This window comes from Melioribacter sp. Ez-97 (genome assembly GCF_051488665.1).
GTDB lineage: Bacteria > Bacteroidota > Ignavibacteria > Ignavibacteriales > Melioribacteraceae > Melioribacter.
The window spans coordinates 106,013-122,486 of record NZ_JBPSEG010000004.1; the positions used below are offsets into that span (position 1 = coordinate 106,013).

15 protein-coding genes and 1 riboswitch are annotated in these 16,474 nt (G+C 41.7%); of the genes, 2 read left to right on the forward strand and 13 right to left on the reverse strand.

The genetic code is table 11. The features are described 5' to 3' along the window. The 4 genes from ACSSWA_RS06895 to ACSSWA_RS06910 form a co-directional block, all read right to left on the reverse strand. Entirely contained in the window at nt 1-1,554 is a 1,554-nt protein-coding gene (locus ACSSWA_RS06895) for a hypothetical protein (protein WP_437355825.1), read from the reverse strand. 100 nt (nt 1,555-1,654) lie between these two features. Continuing rightward, a complete protein-coding gene (locus tag ACSSWA_RS06900) occupies nt 1,655-2,425 on the reverse strand; it encodes a succinate dehydrogenase/fumarate reductase iron-sulfur subunit (protein WP_437355826.1) in 771 nt (256 codons plus the stop codon). A 25-nt stretch (nt 2,426-2,450) separates the two neighbouring features. Further along, nucleotides 2,451-4,361: a fumarate reductase/succinate dehydrogenase flavoprotein subunit gene (locus ACSSWA_RS06905; protein ID WP_437355827.1), complete on the reverse strand. Its 1,911-nt coding sequence runs from the start codon at nt 4,359-4,361 to the stop codon at nt 2,451-2,453. Continuing rightward, a complete protein-coding gene (locus ACSSWA_RS06910) occupies nt 4,361-5,029 on the reverse strand; it encodes a succinate dehydrogenase cytochrome b subunit (RefSeq protein WP_437355828.1) in 669 nt (222 codons plus the stop codon). The genes ACSSWA_RS06905 and ACSSWA_RS06910 overlap by 1 nt, the downstream gene beginning before the upstream one ends. Before the next feature lie 191 nt (nt 5,030-5,220). After that, nucleotides 5,221-5,408, forward strand: a riboswitch (cobalamin riboswitch). A 121-nt stretch (nt 5,409-5,529) separates the two neighbouring features. Between ACSSWA_RS06910 and ACSSWA_RS06915 the strand changes: the two genes are divergently transcribed. Beyond that, nucleotides 5,530-7,440: a TonB-dependent receptor plug domain-containing protein gene (locus ACSSWA_RS06915; protein WP_437355829.1), complete on the forward strand. Its 1,911-nt coding sequence runs from the start codon at nt 5,530-5,532 to the stop codon at nt 7,438-7,440. 3 nt (nt 7,441-7,443) lie between these two features. On the opposite strand, the gene ACSSWA_RS06920 is transcribed toward ACSSWA_RS06915, so the two are convergent. The 4 genes from ACSSWA_RS06920 to ACSSWA_RS06935 all read right to left on the reverse strand — a co-directional run bounded on the left by ACSSWA_RS06920 (nt 7,444) and on the right by ACSSWA_RS06935 (nt 10,233). Next, nucleotides 7,444-8,067 (reverse strand): pseudouridine synthase, encoded by a 624-nt coding sequence (locus ACSSWA_RS06920; protein ID WP_437355830.1) that lies wholly within the window; start codon nt 8,065-8,067, stop codon nt 7,444-7,446. Beyond that, on the reverse strand, nt 8,054-8,986 hold the full coding sequence (locus tag ACSSWA_RS06925) for a sensor histidine kinase (protein WP_437355831.1): 933 nt from the start codon (nt 8,984-8,986) through the stop codon (nt 8,054-8,056). Before ACSSWA_RS06925 ends, ACSSWA_RS06920 begins: the two co-directional genes overlap by 14 nt. A 112-nt stretch (nt 8,987-9,098) precedes the next feature. Further along, nucleotides 9,099-9,749, reverse strand: coding sequence for a peroxiredoxin (locus ACSSWA_RS06930; RefSeq protein WP_437355832.1), 651 nt, complete (start codon nt 9,747-9,749; stop codon nt 9,099-9,101). A 13-nt stretch (nt 9,750-9,762) separates the two neighbouring features. Continuing rightward, nucleotides 9,763-10,233 carry a Dps family protein gene (locus ACSSWA_RS06935; RefSeq protein ID WP_437355833.1) on the reverse strand — a complete coding sequence of 157 codons (471 nt, stop codon included), beginning with the start codon at nt 10,231-10,233 and terminating at the stop codon, nt 9,763-9,765. 195 nt (nt 10,234-10,428) lie between these two features. Here ACSSWA_RS06935 and ACSSWA_RS06940 point away from each other — a divergent pair, with 195 nt between their 5' ends. Then, nucleotides 10,429-11,913: a sigma-54-dependent Fis family transcriptional regulator gene (locus ACSSWA_RS06940; protein WP_437355834.1), complete on the forward strand. Its 1,485-nt coding sequence runs from the start codon at nt 10,429-10,431 to the stop codon at nt 11,911-11,913. Here ACSSWA_RS06940 and ACSSWA_RS06945 read toward each other — a convergent pair. From ACSSWA_RS06945 to ACSSWA_RS06965, 5 genes are read right to left on the reverse strand one after another with little or no spacing between them, the layout of a single operon-like run. Further along, nucleotides 11,910-12,380, reverse strand: coding sequence for a YciI family protein (locus tag ACSSWA_RS06945; RefSeq protein WP_437355835.1), 471 nt, complete (start codon nt 12,378-12,380; stop codon nt 11,910-11,912). The two genes, ACSSWA_RS06940 and ACSSWA_RS06945, sit on opposite strands and share 4 nt — an antisense overlap. Continuing rightward, a complete protein-coding gene (locus ACSSWA_RS06950) occupies nt 12,377-13,426 on the reverse strand; it encodes a UDP-glucose--hexose-1-phosphate uridylyltransferase (protein ID WP_437355836.1) in 1,050 nt (349 codons plus the stop codon). Before ACSSWA_RS06950 ends, ACSSWA_RS06945 begins: the two co-directional genes overlap by 4 nt. Beyond that, nucleotides 13,423-14,574, reverse strand: coding sequence for a galactokinase (locus ACSSWA_RS06955; RefSeq protein ID WP_437355837.1), 1,152 nt, complete (start codon nt 14,572-14,574; stop codon nt 13,423-13,425). Before ACSSWA_RS06955 ends, ACSSWA_RS06950 begins: the two co-directional genes overlap by 4 nt. A gap of 2 nt (nt 14,575-14,576) precedes the next feature. Then, nucleotides 14,577-14,777 carry a hypothetical protein gene (locus ACSSWA_RS06960; protein ID WP_437355838.1) on the reverse strand — a complete coding sequence of 67 codons (201 nt, stop codon included), beginning with the start codon at nt 14,775-14,777 and terminating at the stop codon, nt 14,577-14,579. A gap of 18 nt (nt 14,778-14,795) precedes the next feature. Continuing rightward, on the reverse strand, nt 14,796-16,457 hold the full coding sequence (locus ACSSWA_RS06965; RefSeq protein ID WP_437355839.1) for a sodium:solute symporter family protein: 1,662 nt from the start codon (nt 16,455-16,457) through the stop codon (nt 14,796-14,798). Nucleotides 16,458-16,474 lie beyond the last annotated feature (17 nt).

Below are 16,474 nucleotides of genomic sequence, written 5' to 3' on the forward strand. Positions count from 1 at the left end.
TCAGGATTCTTTTCCGAAGTGTTCGCTAATGATTGATTTGAACAATTCCGCTTCTTTGCCGGCGGAATCGATATTCCTGTTGAGCAACGCTTCATTTATTATTGCATAGGCTTCGTATATATCTTTCGACCTCGAAACATTTTCTATTACGTTCGTGAACTCTTCAATATCGTAATCGAATATAACTTCTATAATCTTATTAATGTCCTTGTTTTCAAGCAATTTATTCAGGTCGATTTTTTCTACATTATCTTTCTCATTGTTTTGAACGGCATCCGGTTCTTCCTCTTCTTCTTTCGTTTTTTCAATTTGCTCATCAGGTTCTGCTCTTTTCAGCAAAGTTATTTCTTCTTCCTCTTGTTCCGGCGTTTCGCCGTTTTCCTGAATTTCCTCTTCTTCATCTACTATATGAATATCAACATTCGGCGGTTTATAAGTAATCGAAACTTCTTCTTCAACAATATCTTCCTGTTCATGAATTTCATCTTCGTCGCTTTCGGCATTCTCTTCCCTGTCAGCCGTCTGTTCAATCGATTCTTCCTTCGTCTCTACATCTTCCGGATGACCGTCAAACAGAGTTTCCTCCTCGTTTGCTTCCTCAAGCTCCTCGCTTTCTTCAGCTTCTATTTTTTCATCCTTATTTTCTTCGAGTTCTTCCCGAGTAATATTAACGGAATCGTGTTCCTCAATTTTTTTTTCTATTTCAGACGAATCGACTTTATTAATTTCGACCGTCTCTTCAACGTTCTCCTCTTCCAACTCCTCATTTTCTTTTTCCTGAACATTTTCTTCAACCGACGGTAAAATAGCGCCGAATTCTTTCATAAGGTCCTTAACGTTGCATCTTATCGATTTGTCGTCGCCGTACATAATCCGGAGCTTTTTGATATGCCGTTCCAATCCTTTTTCTTTCAAAAATTCTTCAATTGCGAGGAGAGGCACTTTATTTTTTTGAAGTTCCCCGATATTGAAAAAATCCGCCATCGATTTAAGCGCTCCCGAGAGTAAACTCTGCAGATTAGTTTCTTTGCCGATGTCGTCGATTTTTTGCAGGAGTTCGGAGAATTCTTCCGAATTCAACGAGATGATTTTCTTTTTGTCGATATACGAGCAGATAATCTTTTTCAGGTATGAATAATAATATAGATAATTTAGAATCTGTTTGATTTCGATACCCGTACGATGATTGTTCTCGTCGAATATGAATTTTGTAAGCGTCCAGCGCGGTCTTGCCAGGAAGTTAACGTTGAACGATGAAGCGTGCAGCAATAATTTCGAAACAAAATCGGAAGATAATTTTTTTGTTCTTTTAACTTCCTCGTTTATCAAAGAAAAGTAATGCGAAATTTTTTCGCCTGAATAATCGAAAACAGAACTGCTGAGAAGTTTCTGTCTGTCTTCGAAAATGATATAATCGATTTCGGCGGAGATGTAATTGAGAATTGCCGGGTGAAGTTCCAGGTTTTTCAGTTGTTCGTAAGTAAAGTACGTACCGAGCCTGTTAATTTTGTTCAGGTTAAAGTCGTAAATAAATTTTATTTCTCTTTCGAACATAATTAAGCCCGGCGAATTAAAGTTATTAATTTACGGAAATCACATTCCAATAATACCAAAAAGGTCAAAAAAAATCCCGACATTGAATGTCGGGACTAAATTAAGCGTCGACCTCTTCGGTCTTAACTTTAGCCATTATGAACTCCCTGTTCATCCTGGCAATATTTTTAATGGAAATACCTTTAGGGCATTCAGCTTCGCATGCATATGTGTTTGAACAGGCTCCGAATCCGAGTTCATCCATTTTTTTGACCATTGCCTGCACTCTTCTGTATCTTTCCGGTTGTCCCTGCGGAAGGAGCGCAAACTGAGAAACCTTGGCGCTTACGAACAACATTGCCGATGCGTTTTTGCAGGCAGCTACGCATGCGCCGCATCCGATACACGATGCGGAATCCATCGCTTCCGAGGCAATATCTTTCGGAATGGGAATTGTATTGCCGTCGGGCACGCTCCCTGTGTTGACAGAAATAAAACCGCCTGCTTCCATTATCCTGTCGAACGCCGACCTGTCTACCATCAGATCCTTTATTACAGGAAAGGCTTTTGCGCGGAACGGCTCGACCCAAATTGTGTCCCCGTCTTTGAAATTTCTCATATGCAATTGACACGTGGCAATTTTAGGAATTGGTCCGTGAGGATGACCGTTAATAACCAATCCGCAGGTGCCGCAAATGCCTTCGCGGCAGTCGCTTTCAAATGCAATCGGGTCGAGATTTTTACTTTCGAGTTCGTTGTTCAATTCGTCGAGCATCTCGAGAAAAGAAGTATCCGGCGAAACAGATATTTTATACTCCTGAAAACTTCCGGCTGCGTTTGGCGCCGGTTGTCTCCAGATTTTCAAAGTAAGATTTAATTTTTTTTCTTCCATTTTAATACCCTTAAACTTTTCAGTATTATTTGTAACTTCTTGTAGCTAACTGAATATTTTCGAATTCAAGCGGTTCTTTTACAAGTTCCCAGTCTCCTAGTTCTTTGAATACCCAGGCAGCCACATAAGCGTATTCCTCGTCGTTTCTGAGCGCTTCGCCTTCTTCGGTCTGGTATTCTTCCCTGAAGTGAGCGCCGCAAGATTCATTGCGGTTCAGAGCGTCGCGTGCCATCAATTCGCCTAACTCGAGATAATCGGCAACTCTGCCGGCCCTTTCCAGGCATTGATTGACATCTTCGTTTTTGCCTACGACATTTACGTTTTTCCAGAATTCTTCTCTCAGAGTTTTAATTTCTTCTATTGCTTCTTTAAGTCCTTTTTCGTTTCTCGACATTCCGACTTTGTTCCACATTATTCTTCCGAGCTCTTTATGGATACTGTCGACGGTTCTCTTGCCTTTTATCGAAAGCAGTTTGTTAATCATATTCTTAAGGTTTTCTTCAGCTCTGTCGAATTCCGGATGAGAAGTTTTTACCAGTTCGGGTTTTTCGGAAGCGAGATAATTTCCGATTGTATACGGCAGAACGAAATAGCCGTCGGCGAGTCCCTGCATCAGAGCGCTTGCGCCGAGACGGTTTGCGCCGTGATCGGAAAAGTTGGCTTCGCCCGCTACGAACAATCCGGGAATTGTACTCATCAGATTGTAATCGACCCAGAGTCCTCCCATAGTATAGTGAGGCGCGGGATAAATCTTCATCGGAACTTCGTACGGATTTTCGCCGGTTATGGTTTGATAAATTTCGAACAAGTTGCCGTATCGTTCTTCGATTACTTTTTTACCGAGACGTTTAATAGCGTCTCTGAAATCGAGATAAACGGCTTCCTGACCCTGAGCGCCTCTTCCTTCGTCGACTACTTCTTTTGCCGAACGTGAGGAAATATCACGCGGACTGAGATTTCCGTACGAAGGATATTTTCGTTCGAGATAGTAATCGCGTTCTTCTTCCGGAATATCGTTCGGGTGTCTTTTATCCCCTTTAATTTTGGAGACCCAGATTCTGCCGTCGTTACGCAAGCTTTCGCTCATCAGCGTAAGTTTCGACTGACCTTCGCCGTGAACCGGCAGGCATGTGGGGTGAATCTGAGTGAAACACGGATTTGCAAACGCAGCGCCTTTTTTATGAGCGCGCCAGATTGCCGTCGCGTTGCTGTTCATTGCGTTTGTGGACAAAAAGAATACATTTGAATAGCCGCCGGTAGCCAAAACAACCGCATGAGCCGAGTATTTTTCGATTTCACCGGTAATCAAATTTCTTACAACTATTCCTCTTGCCACTCCATCGACCACGACCAGATCAAGCATTTCTCTCCGCGAATAAAGTTTAACTTTACCCAGGTTGATTTGGCGGTTCATTGCGGAATAAGCGCCAAGCAGCAATTGCTGTCCGGTTTGTCCTTTTGCGTAAAAGGTTCTTGAAACCAAAGCGCCGCCGAATGACCGGTTTGCCAGAGTTCCACCGTATTCGCGCGCAAACGGAACTCCCTGCGCAACGCACTGATCGATAATGTTGCCGCTTACTTCCGCAAGACGGTATACATTCGCTTCCCGCGAACGAAAGTCGCCGCCTTTGATTGTATCGTAAAACAAGCGGAATACCGAGTCGCCGTCGTTTTGATAATTTTTTGCGGCGTTAATTCCGCCCTGTGCTGCTATACTGTGCGCTCTTCTTGCGCTGTCGTGGAATGTAAATGCTTTAACATTGTATCCCAATTCGCCCAGCGTAGCCGCAGCCGACGCGCCTGCCAATCCGGTTCCAACTACTATAATGTCATATTTACGTTTATTGGCAGGGCTTACCAATTTCATGTTGAATATATGATTAGTCCATTTTTCTTCGATAGGACCAGCCGGAACTTTTGAATCTAATTTTACCATCAGTTACCTCCGTAAAAAAATAAAAAGTAGATAGGAATCGAGGCAAAGCCGATAACCATTATATAAGTATAAATATCTCCCAATTTTTTGATCAACGGAAAATATTTATTGTTATTCCAGCCGAATGTTTGAAATGCGCTCTGGAATCCGTGCTTTAAATGAAAGCCGAGTAAAATAATCGCCGCTACGTAGAGCAACGAATAAACCGGGTCGCTGAACGCCTCCACTACAATATCATAATAATTATGAGATTGCGCCAGCGGATGACCTAAATTGAACGAGACCCAGAATGTTCTAAGATGAACAACAAGAAAAATAAAAATAACGCTTCCGCTCCAGATCATTGTTCTGGAAAACAGCGTGCTGTTTTCCGAAGAAGCGCTAACTTTATAATTAACGGGGCGCGCCTTTTTGTTTCCGTACCATACGCGCACAGCGTCATAGATGTGAAAGACAAATATAAGAACGAGTATCAATTCGATTACTCTTACCAGAGGCTTGATATTTTCCAGGTTTTTAACAACCGCGTTAAACAACTCGGGTCCGCCGTAAAGCGTCAGATTATTAATCAAGTGAATAATCAGGAAGAGCAAAAGGCAGACTCCGGTTAGAGCCATTATGAATTTTTTGCCGATTGATGAATTCAGTGCATTAGCGATCCAACCCATTAATTATCTCCCGTATTTAGATTGTGGTTGAATTTAATTATTAGAAGTGCCTTTGAGGAATGTGAATTTAAACGCGTAATCACGATCAATACCGAATTTTAATTATTCGTTAATTAAGATAAGTTTATTAAATATCTTTTTCAAAGGAAATTTTATTATTGAATTACCCGGAATTTTTCTATATTCGCTCAGTTCTTAAAAAAGTTTGCGGTGTCACAAAAGACTTAATAGGGAAACCGGTGAGTGGATGCAAATCCGGTGCTGCCCCGCAACTGTGAGGGACATTTAAATCCTTCGGCAATAAGCCACTGGAAAATTTTCCGGGAAGGCGTCGAAAGGAGTCCCGAGCCAGGAGACCTGCCGCAAATTAAGAATAATCAACCTTCGCGGGTGAGGTTTTGATTAACGAATCATCTTATTTCAATTCGTTCCGATCTCCTAACCCACGAAGTTACAACTTTTTAATCAACCGATTTGTCACTTAAAAAGGAGTAACTTCCATGAAAACTATTATTACAACCCTATTAATTATTTCATTTACCTTATTAAAAGCCCAGACCGACACATTAAAAACATCGCTGTCGGAAATAGTAGTAACCGCGACCAAAACCGAAACTCCGTATTATGCCATCGGCAGTTCCGTTACTGTATTTACGCGCGATGAAATCGAAAAAGCTCACGTCAACGACGTAATCGAACTTCTAAGAAGAGCTCCCGGCGTTTCGATTACTCAACAAGGAGGACCCGGCAAGATATCGTATTCTTTTATAAGAGGAGCCAACTCCAGCCACACTCTGGTTTATATCGACGGCGTTAAAATGAACGACCCGACCTCGCCCAACAACGCTTTCGATTTCGCCAACTTGACCACCGACGATATCGAACACATTGAAATCGTCAGAGGGCCTCAAAGCACTTTATATGGCGCGGACGCAGCGGCGGGCGTTATAAATATTATCACCAGAAAAGCAGGCGTAAATAATTATTCGCTCAACTTGGAAGGAGGCTCTCATTCCACATACAAAGGAACTCTTAATTTGAATAGCGCTCTCGGAAAGCTTAACTACTTTATCAGTTTGAACAGATTTGCAACCGAAGGAATTTCCGCAAGCAATTCCAGATACGGCAACACCGAAACCGACGGCTATAATAATAACGGCGTTACTCTTAAACTTAATTATCCTCTTCTAAGCAATCTAAAGGCGGAATTCCTTTATAAATATATAAAAACAAAAACCGACCTCGATCAAAACGATAAATTCGGAGACGATCCGAATTATACGTATAAAAACGAAGAACAGATTTTCAAATTCTCTCTCAATCATAATGGTTTTAACAATAAGCTCGAACAATCGCTGGTTCTATCGGCAACCAAGCGTTTTGCAAATACGCTCGATTTACCGGACGAGTCAAGACCTTCAACTTCGTCAGACAATTACAACAGAGGAGCGCGCCTTTCCGCAGATTTTACCAACACGTTGCGTTTAGACTACAACACAATTACCGCGGGAATTATATACGAGAAAGAATCCGCATACACAAATTACATAAGCAATTCGGAATGGGGCGAGTATATCAGCTCGTTTCCCGAATCGTCCCTGGACAATGTGGGATTTTATTTACAGGATCAAATTAACATAAAGGGGAAATTTTTCGTCACCGCCGGAGTCAGGTACGACAAACACAGCAAATACGGCAACAAAACAACATACAGAATAGCTCCGACATATTTTATTTCTGAGACAGGCACAAAGATCAAATTTTCTTACGGCACAGGCTTTAAAGCTCCTTCATTATACTATCTGCTCGACCCGCTATACGGCAATCCGGAATTAAAACCGGAAGAAACCAAAGGGATGGATTTCGGAATCGAACAATATCTCTTCGATAACAAGCTTACAGCAGGTATTACATATTTCCGGCTCGATATGAATAACATGTTCGGTTACGACGCAAATTTTAGAACAATAAACATAGCCGAGGCGGAATCGAACGGAATTGAAGCTTACGTTAATCTGAAAAATTATCACGGCGTCGACTTAAACATTAGTTATACATACAACAAAACGAAAGACAAATACGTAAACAGCGAGGATTACGATAAAGAGCTTTTGAGAAGACCCGTTAATCAGTTTTTTATATCCGCAGGATATCAGTTTGACCGTTTTTATTTTTCGGGCGAATTAAATTATAAAGGAATTAGATATGACAAAGATTTTTCCGTTTATCCCGCTAAAAGAGTCGAATTGAATCCTTATACTCTCGTCCACGCATCCGTATCGTATAAACTTACAGACAATATAAAATTATACGGAAGAGTTGAAAACCTCTTCGATGAGGATTACGAAGAAATTTTATATTACGGCTCTCTCGGCAGGTCGTTTTACGGAGGGATTAATTTAAGTTTGTGAAACTCAATGCTGCTTCGCATTGGATTCCAAATGCGGGGCAGCTTTTTCATTAATTATTTTTAAAAATTCCGAAAGCGTTTTACCTTTCAATATAATTACTTCGCCCGGATTCATTCTTGCAATACGAAGATTTTCAATGCGCATTCGCACAAGCCTGAGCGTAGGATAACCGACTGCGGCAGTCATTTTTCTCACCTGTCTGTTTTTGCCTTCTATTAACGTAATGCTCAGCCAGGTAGTAGGTATGTTCAGCCTTTTTCTTATTGGAGGAATTCTATCGGGAAGGTCGGGCGGGTCAATCAATCTGACTTTAGCCGGCAAGGTCTGCTTTCCTTTTATCATCACTCCTTTTCTCAATTTTTCGAGCGCCGATTCGTCGGGAATTCCTTCAACCTGCGCATAATATTCCCGTTCGTGACAATACTCGGGATTAAGCAATAATGAATTTATTCTTTTATCGTTTGTTAACAGCAGCAATCCTTCGCTGTCCATATCGAGTCTGCCTACCGGATAGACATCTTTGGGAAACGGGAAAAGCGATTTTAACGTGCGCCTTCCCTTGTCGTCCGAAAACTGAGACAGCACGCCGTAAGGTTTGTAAACAAGGTAGTATTTATACTTTTTCATTATTCCAGGGTAAAATAATTGAGAAGCGGGCGCCTTCGCCCTCTCTGCTTTCCACCGTAATTTTTCCGCCGAGACGTTCTATCATTTCTTTGCATATCAGCAAGCCGAGTCCTGTGCCTGTTTCGTTCTGAGTTCCCGCCGTCGAGCGATTGCTTCCGGGTTTGAACAAGGTTTTCAATCTGTCAACGGGAATACCCACTCCGGTATCCTGTATTGATAGTTCCAGATTGTCCTGATTGAATTCACACCTCGCAATAACTTTATCGCCGGTGTCCGAATATTTAATTGCATTCCCGACTAAATTATTCAAGACGGAATTGAGCATATATTCGTCGCTTTTGATAACCGCGTTTTCATCTATCTCATTCATCAACTCGACATTTTTCTTTTTTGCGTTTGCCGAATGAAGATTAAAAACTTCGCATACTTTATCGTACAGATTGATTTCTTTAATATTAATATCCATTCTGTTGGTTTGAAGCCGCGACCATTCGAGCAAATTTATCAAAAGATTATAAATATTCTTCGAAACGGAGCGGATTCCTTTAGCCAATTCCAATTTAACATTGTCGTCGAGATCGTCGAACTCTTCATAGAGCATTTCGGAGTAACCGAGCAAACCCTGGAAAGGATTTTTGAGGTCGTGTGAAATAACGGAAAACATCCTGTCTTTGTCCAAATTGGATTGCTGAAGCTCTTCGGCTTTTTCAAGTAATTTTTTTTCCGTTTCCTTTCTTAGCTTTATTTCTTCCATTAAAGTATTATTGAGAATTTCGAGCTGCTGCAGTTTAATGTGCAATTGATTCTCGAGTTCTTTGCTTTTTTCTTTTATTCTTCTTACAAGAAAGTAAACCGTAATGCCGGCGGCAAAAGAAAGCAGAAGTACGAATAATAATATTAGTTCGACGTTTATATTCATTTAATCGACAAAATTTATAGATATTCAAGCGATTAAAATAGAAAAAGAAAGGTTTAATTGTAAAGCGGAGGGAAGGAATAAAAAAGGCTGCCGTGCGGCAGCCCATTATTAATCACAACGATTTAAAAGTAAACCACCAGTCGTAGCCTTCAGCCGAGGATTTTCTTTTTTCTGCTTCGGCAATATCTTTCGGCGGCGGAACGATTACTTTATCCTGTATCAATTCGTTGTTTGGCCAGTTTTCCGGCATTGCGACTTTGTTAATATCCGAAATTTGAAGAGCTTTGAGAGCTCTCAATACTTCGTCAATTTGTCTGCCGATTTCCTGCGGATAGTAAATCATAAGACGTATGACGCCGTTCGGATCGATCAGAAATACCGCTCTTACCGTATTGGTTCCCTTGCCGGGATGCACCATGCCAAAGGCTTCGGCTACTCTTCCCATATCGTCTGCGATTATAGGGAAAGGAATTTTAACTCCTATTTTTTCTTCGATCCATTCGACCCATTTAATATGCGAGAAAACCTGGTCGATTGAAAGTCCGATTAATTCGGCGTTGAGTTTTTTGAATTCTTCGCTCCTCTTTGCAAAAGCTACGAATTCCGTCGTGCACACCGGGGTAAAATCCGCAGGGTGACTGAAAAGAACAATCCACTTGCCTTTGTAATCGCCGGGAATATTTTTAACGCCGTGCGTTGTTTGAACCGTAAGTTCGGGCATCTTGTCGCCGATCAAAGGGATTCCGCTTTTTACCTGTTCCATTTTTCCTACCTCCTTAATTGTTCATTAACGATTTAAGCATCCAAATATTTTTCTGGTATTTCTGCGCCAGTCCGTATAAAAGTCCCGCAGTGACTTCGTCTTTGTACTCGTTCTGAATTTTTGCCGCGCTTTCGAGTATCCTGTTTGTCGTTTGCTCGTAGTCATTTGTAAAAGTGCGAACCATTTCCTCTGCTTCGGGATAATAATTTTCTTTTTCGGAAATATTCGAAAGCTTAAGAAATTCGCTCAACGTTCCGGGTGCATAATCTCCCACGGCTCGTATTCTTTCAGCCACCTCATCGATATCGTCAGCCAATTCATCGTACAATTTTTCGAACAGTTCATGAAGTCGGAAAAAGTGCCCGCCTGTTACATTCCAGTGATAGTTTCTGGCTTTTGTGTAGAGCACAAACTGGTTTGCCAGGATTGTCTTGAGAGCTTCAGCGATTTCCACATTCACGTTGTTTGCCACTTGAGTTGTCATTTTTTTCCTCCGTTTGTTTGTTTATAAATAAAATCACTGTTATTTATGCAAGATGAGTGCCAGAATTTTCCATTTTATAACTCGTTTATTTACAACAAGTTATAATATCCCGCATTTTCTTTGTTGTCCCAACAACTATATTTAGTTATATTTACAAACGATATTTCGTTTTTCACTAATAATCGGTGTGTGCTTATGAACGATCTGAAACTAAATACTATCAGCTATTTAACGCCTGCGGTTACAATGGATATACTGCTGGAAGCCATTCAGGAGATAGTGCCATATGAACTCGCGGTTATATCGAGCCGCGAAGGAGAGGACAAATTGAAAGTGCGTTACGCAAAAGGACCTCTTGTAACCGACGAAATCTACAATTTCGAAATCGATCTTAAAAAAAGAACCGACATCAGGGATGTTCTGATTTCCGGGAACGTAAAATTGGTGGAAGAATCAAAGGATCCTCATCACGACGACACTTATAAAGGAGTTATCGATTTGCCGTTAGGTCATTCATGCATGCTGGCTCCCTTAAAAATTAACGGCGAAATACTCGGTTTGATGACGCTCGATCATCGACAGTGCGACATGTTCACTCCGATGCGGGTCAATCTCACTAATACATTGTCCAAACTGATCTCCCTCGCCCTTGCACAATCGATAATGAACGATTCACTGTTGAATGAAAAACAAACTTTGATTTACGAAAGAAATTCTTTATTGGGCGACGTATCGTCGATACTCGAAGGCTTGGTGGGAAAATCGCAAAAGTGGCTGCAAGTAATCGAAAAGATTAAACTGGTCGCTCCTACGGAATCTCACGTAATGATACTTGGCGAAACCGGAACGGGCAAAGAACAAGTTGCAAAAGCAATACACGCGCTTTCGAACCGGTCAGACAAGCCGTTCATCACGCTCAACTGCTCGGCGCTAAATTACAATTTGGCCGAGAGCGAATTATTCGGTCACGAAAAAGGCGCTTTTACCGGCGCCGTATCACAAAGACGCGGACGATTTGAACTTGCAGACGGCGGCACTCTCTTTCTCGATGAAATTGCCGACCTGCCTTTCGAAATACAGCCCAAATTATTACGCGCCATTCAGGAAGGCACTTTCGAAAGATTGGGCGGCGAAAAGACAATCAAATCCGACGTAAGGATTATTTGCGCTACAAACGCGGATTTGCTCGAAAAAGTTAAAGAAGGGAAATTCCGGGAAGATTTGTATTACCGCTTGAATGTATTTCCGATAAAACTTCCGCCACTCAGAGAACGAAAGGATGATATATTCTTACTCTCCAATCATTTCATCGAAAGATTAGGAAAGAAGCTAAACAAAACAAATATAGTTCTTTCCGAAGAAGCTTTAAACAAACTGAAGAATTACAGCTGGCACGGCAACGTTCGGGAACTTCAGAACACTCTCGAACGGGCAATTATTTTGTGCAATTACGGAGTAATAAAACCCGAACACATAATATTCGAATACGAAGAAACCGGTTTCGATGCTCCCGAAAGCGGCGATTCGATATCTTCGTTCGACGAAGAAGTAAAAAAGATTATAATCAGAGCGCTCCGAAAATCGAAAGGGAAAATATACGGCGCAGACGGCGCAGCCGCCATATTGAAATTAAAACCGACCACCTTGCAAAGTAAAATGAAGAAGCTCGATATTTCTTAATCGGCTATATTTAATTTGCTCAGTTTCGAGTGAAGCTCGGGAATCATCATAACCGCAGCGGAGCCGTACCACGGCTTTATTTCCATTTTGAGCGTTCCGGCTTTAACGGCAGGGTCGGATTCGGTCAGTCTCCTGGCTTCCTCCATCGACTCTACGTCAAAAATGAAAATTCCTCTCAGGTCGCCGTTATCCAGGAACGGACCAGCTAATATCAGCTTTTTTTCTTCGGCGAGTTTTGTGATGTTTTTAAGATGAGCTTTTTGAATTTCGTTTCGTTTGGATTCGTCTTCAATTTTTACATCGCCGCGGTAGAGAAACACCATTACATATTTTTTCATTCCGTATTGATCTGCTCCGAGCCGTTTTGCCAAAACGGAATCGTATGCGTTGTTTTGAGCCGTAGTTTTAACCGAAGCCACCGATAAAACAAGAGCGATTATTACCGGCAGAAGATTCGAATTTTTCATTGCGTATCCTTATAATGTTTAGCCGGCAATTTACGCAAAATTTCCGAACTATACTCCGGCGTAATGTCTCTTTGGGGTTCGGCAAGCATTTCGTAGCCAACCATAAATTTCTTTATCGTAGCCGACCTCAAGAGAGGCGGATAGAAATGCATATGGAAATGCCATTCTTTATGTTCCCTGCCGTCCGTTGGCGCCTGATGAAGCCCCGCCGAATACGGGAAAGAGACTTTGAATAAATTATCGTATTTGGTAGTAATTGTTTTGAGAATGTCTGCGAAATCTCTTTTTTCCTTTTTTTTGAACTGCAAAATATTGGAAATCGGTCTGCGGGATACAATCAGAGTTTCGTAAGGCCAGACAGCCCAGAACGGCACTAAAGCGACAAACGAATCGTTGCTATAAACCAAACGTTCCTTTTTACGTAGTTCAAGTTTCAGATAATCCTGCAGCAAAGTTCTTTCATGCTTTTTAAAATATTTCCTGAATTGTTTTAATTCTTTGAGAGGCTCGTTTGGAATATCTTCCTGCGCCCAGATCTGGCAATGAGGATGCGGATTGCTGTTCCCCATTATTTTTCCTTTGTTCTCGAATATTTGAACGTACTTTATAAACGGTTTGCTTCCGAGGAATTCAAATTCATTCTGCCAGACAGAAATTACTTTTTCGATATCTTCCTTATTCATCTCGGCCAAAGTTAAGTCGTGCCTGGGCGAGAAATTTACGACCCTGCAAATCCCTTTTTGACTTTCGGCTACGAGCAGATTTTTTTCGTTATGGTCAAACTTCGGGGCTTCTTCCAATAAAGCCGAGAAATCATTTGTGAAAACAAAAGTCGATTTATAATCCGGATTTCGTTCACCGTTTGCCCTTACGTTGCCCGGGCATAAATAACATTGCGGGTCGTATTGGGGTCTTTTGTCTTCCTGAGTTTCCGATTGCTCGCCCTGCCAGGGTCTTTTTGTTCTGTGCGGCGAGCAGAGCACCCACTCGCCCGTCAATATATTCAATCTTCTGTGCGGATAGTCAGTCAAATTTGTATTCTTCATAACTCGATAATTTCCGTTCCGTTGTTTATTGAAGTTACATAAACTTCGGCTTCGATACCGAATTTCTTTTTATAATTTTCTTTTACTAATTGCCATACGGAATCGACATAATTATTTTTGATCAGATTAATCGTACAGCCTCCGAATCCGCCGCCCATCATTCTGGCGCCGTATACTCCCTCCCGGCCGGAGACCAATTCAACAAGATAGTCGAGTTCAGGACAACTTACTTCGTACTCCTTACTAAGGCCCTGGTGCGAGCCGTACATGTATTGTCCGAATTCGCTTAGATTATTATTGTTCAAAGCTTCGCATGCATTCAACAGTCGTTGGTTTTCCTCAATCACATATTTACATCTTTTATAGATAACCCCGTCGAGTTTATCCCGGTTTTCTTCCAGCATAGCGGGAGTGACGTCTCTGAGCGATTCGACATGCGGATATTGTCGTTTAATAATATCTACGCCTGAAGAACATTCCTGCCTTCTTTGATTATATTCTGAGGAAGCCAATGAATGCGAAACATTTGTGTTAAAGAGCACAACCGAAACATCGTCGAATTCAAACGGGAAATATTCATAATCGAGGCTGCGGCAGTCAATTCTTAATACGTTGCCTTTTTTGCCGAAGATATTAATGTACTGATCCATAATTCCGCATTGAACGCCTACGAATTGATTTTCCGCTCTTTGAGCCAGCTTAACCAAATCCAGTTTATCGAATCCAAGATTAAACAAACTGTTGAGCGCAAAAGCCAGTCCGGCTTCAATTGCCGCCGAAGAAGAAAGTCCCGCTCCGATCGGTATATTCCCCCCGAACACACAATCGAACCCCATTATTTCTTTGCCGGATTTATTAATCTGGTCGACTACCCCGATTAAATAGTTAGCCCAGCTTTTTTCCGATTTGCCAATATTGTTAACTTCAAATTGCCATCCTTCATTTAAATCAAAGGCAAACAAATTTACTTTCTTGTCGTCTCTCGGTTTAATAGCATAATAAACCGCTTTATCGATTGCCGCAGGGAGAACAAAACCCATATTGTAATCGGTGTGTTCGCCAATGAGATTAACTCTTCCAGGCGATCTGACTATTACAGGTTCACCCTCGAAGAGCTCGTTGAATTTTTCTTTAATGGAATCAATCATTTTCAGACACTCTGATTTTTAGTTTTGAAAAACATTACAGCGCCGAATATAACCATCACTGCGCCCCACCAGAGAGAAGGGTGAGTTTCTTTCAGAACCGTATTGACCGTCTCCGGATAAAGAGCCTGATAAATACCGTTCAGAAAAATTATTCCGCCCATTATTAAAAGTATTAATCCAACAAAATACCATATCGGTTTCATGATCTGTCTCCTTGGTTTTTACCAAAAGATTACATTTAGAATAATCAAAACAATTAACGAAATGACTGCATAGAACTCGGGCTTTTTGGTAAGAGGAATATTTTTGTCAATTTTTTCCTCAGTTAATCCTTTTACCAGACCGACCAGTTCCTCTTTCGGTTTTTTCTTAGTAAACAAACTGATAACCACAGTCAGGACGGCGCAAATAAGCCATGCCCACCAGGCTCTCCAGAAATTTGCAGCCATATCGCTCTGAACGCTCGACATGGTTATTATACTTTCGTTGAACCAGTCGAATTTTACGCCCATATACATAAAGAAAGAAGAGAGCATTCCTACTACCAATCCCCAGAAAGCGCCGTTTGGGGTAATCCACCAGATAAACATACCGAGCAGCATAGTGGCAAAGAGAGGAGCGTTTACCCACGAAAAGATTGCCTGCATATAATCCATTATACTCGGAAAACTTTTTGCCCAATAAGCGGTTCCCAATGAAATGATAACTCCGACAATGGTCGATACTCTTCCCATCCAGAGCAGGTGTTTGTCGGAAGCGTTTTTATTCAGTACGGATTTATAAATATCGTAAGTCCAGACGGTATTGAATGCGCTGATGTTGCCTGCCTGACCCGCCATAAAACCGGCAAGTAAAGCGGTTACGCCGAGACCGACCAAACCGCTCGGATAATATCGGGCTATCAACAAAGGCAGAGCCGAATCGTAATTGACCTGTCCCCCGTCTTCCAATAATTTAAATCCGCTAGAAGGATCGCTTGACAGCGCAATAGCAACTAGACCTCCTAAAATTACTATAAACGGAAGCGCCATTTTAAAAAAGGAAGCTAAAATCGGAGTCATGCGGGCGGCTCTTAAATCTTTGGCAGAAAATGCTCTTTGCACTACGAGGAAATCCGTCGTCCAGTACCCGAACGACAAAACAAATCCAAGTCCCAGCACAATACCAGCCCAATGAATTAGCATACCGTTTTGAGTCGGATCGCCGGAAGTAGACCAGAGCGTATTCATCGATTCCGGCAGTCTGTTCAAAATATCGTTCACGCTGCCGATTTCAATTATTCCCATAACGGAAACAAGAAACAGTCCGAACCAGATCAAGAAAAATTGGATAATTTCCGTAAAAATTGCCGACATCAATCCGCTCAGCGAGACATAAGCGGCAACCGTAACGGCGGAAGCCCACATACTGACATCCCAGTTCCATCCCAGAAATGTATGAAGCACAAGAGCCATGGCATAAAGATTAATACCTGAGACGAGCAGAGTCATTATGGCAAAAGAAATCCCGTTAATGACTCTGGTTTTTTCGTCAAAGCGAAGCTTCAGATAACCGGGTATCGATTTAATTTTACTGCTGTAGTAAAAAGGCATCATATAGATACCGAGAAACAGCATAGCCGGGACAGCGCCAATCCAATAAAAATGAGCTACATACATGCCGTATTTGAAAGTATTGCCCGTCATGCCGAGCAATTCAAGGGCGCCGAGATTAGCCGAAAGGAATGCGAGTCCCGCAACCCACGAAGAATTTTTTCGTCCGGCAAGAAAGAAATCTTCTTCGCTCGTAGTAAATTTTTTCAGGTAAAAACCGATTCCGATAACGAAGACGAAATAGATAAGGATTATAATCCAGTCGATAAAGGAGAGCCCGATTGCTTCCATATTATTACCTTTTATTT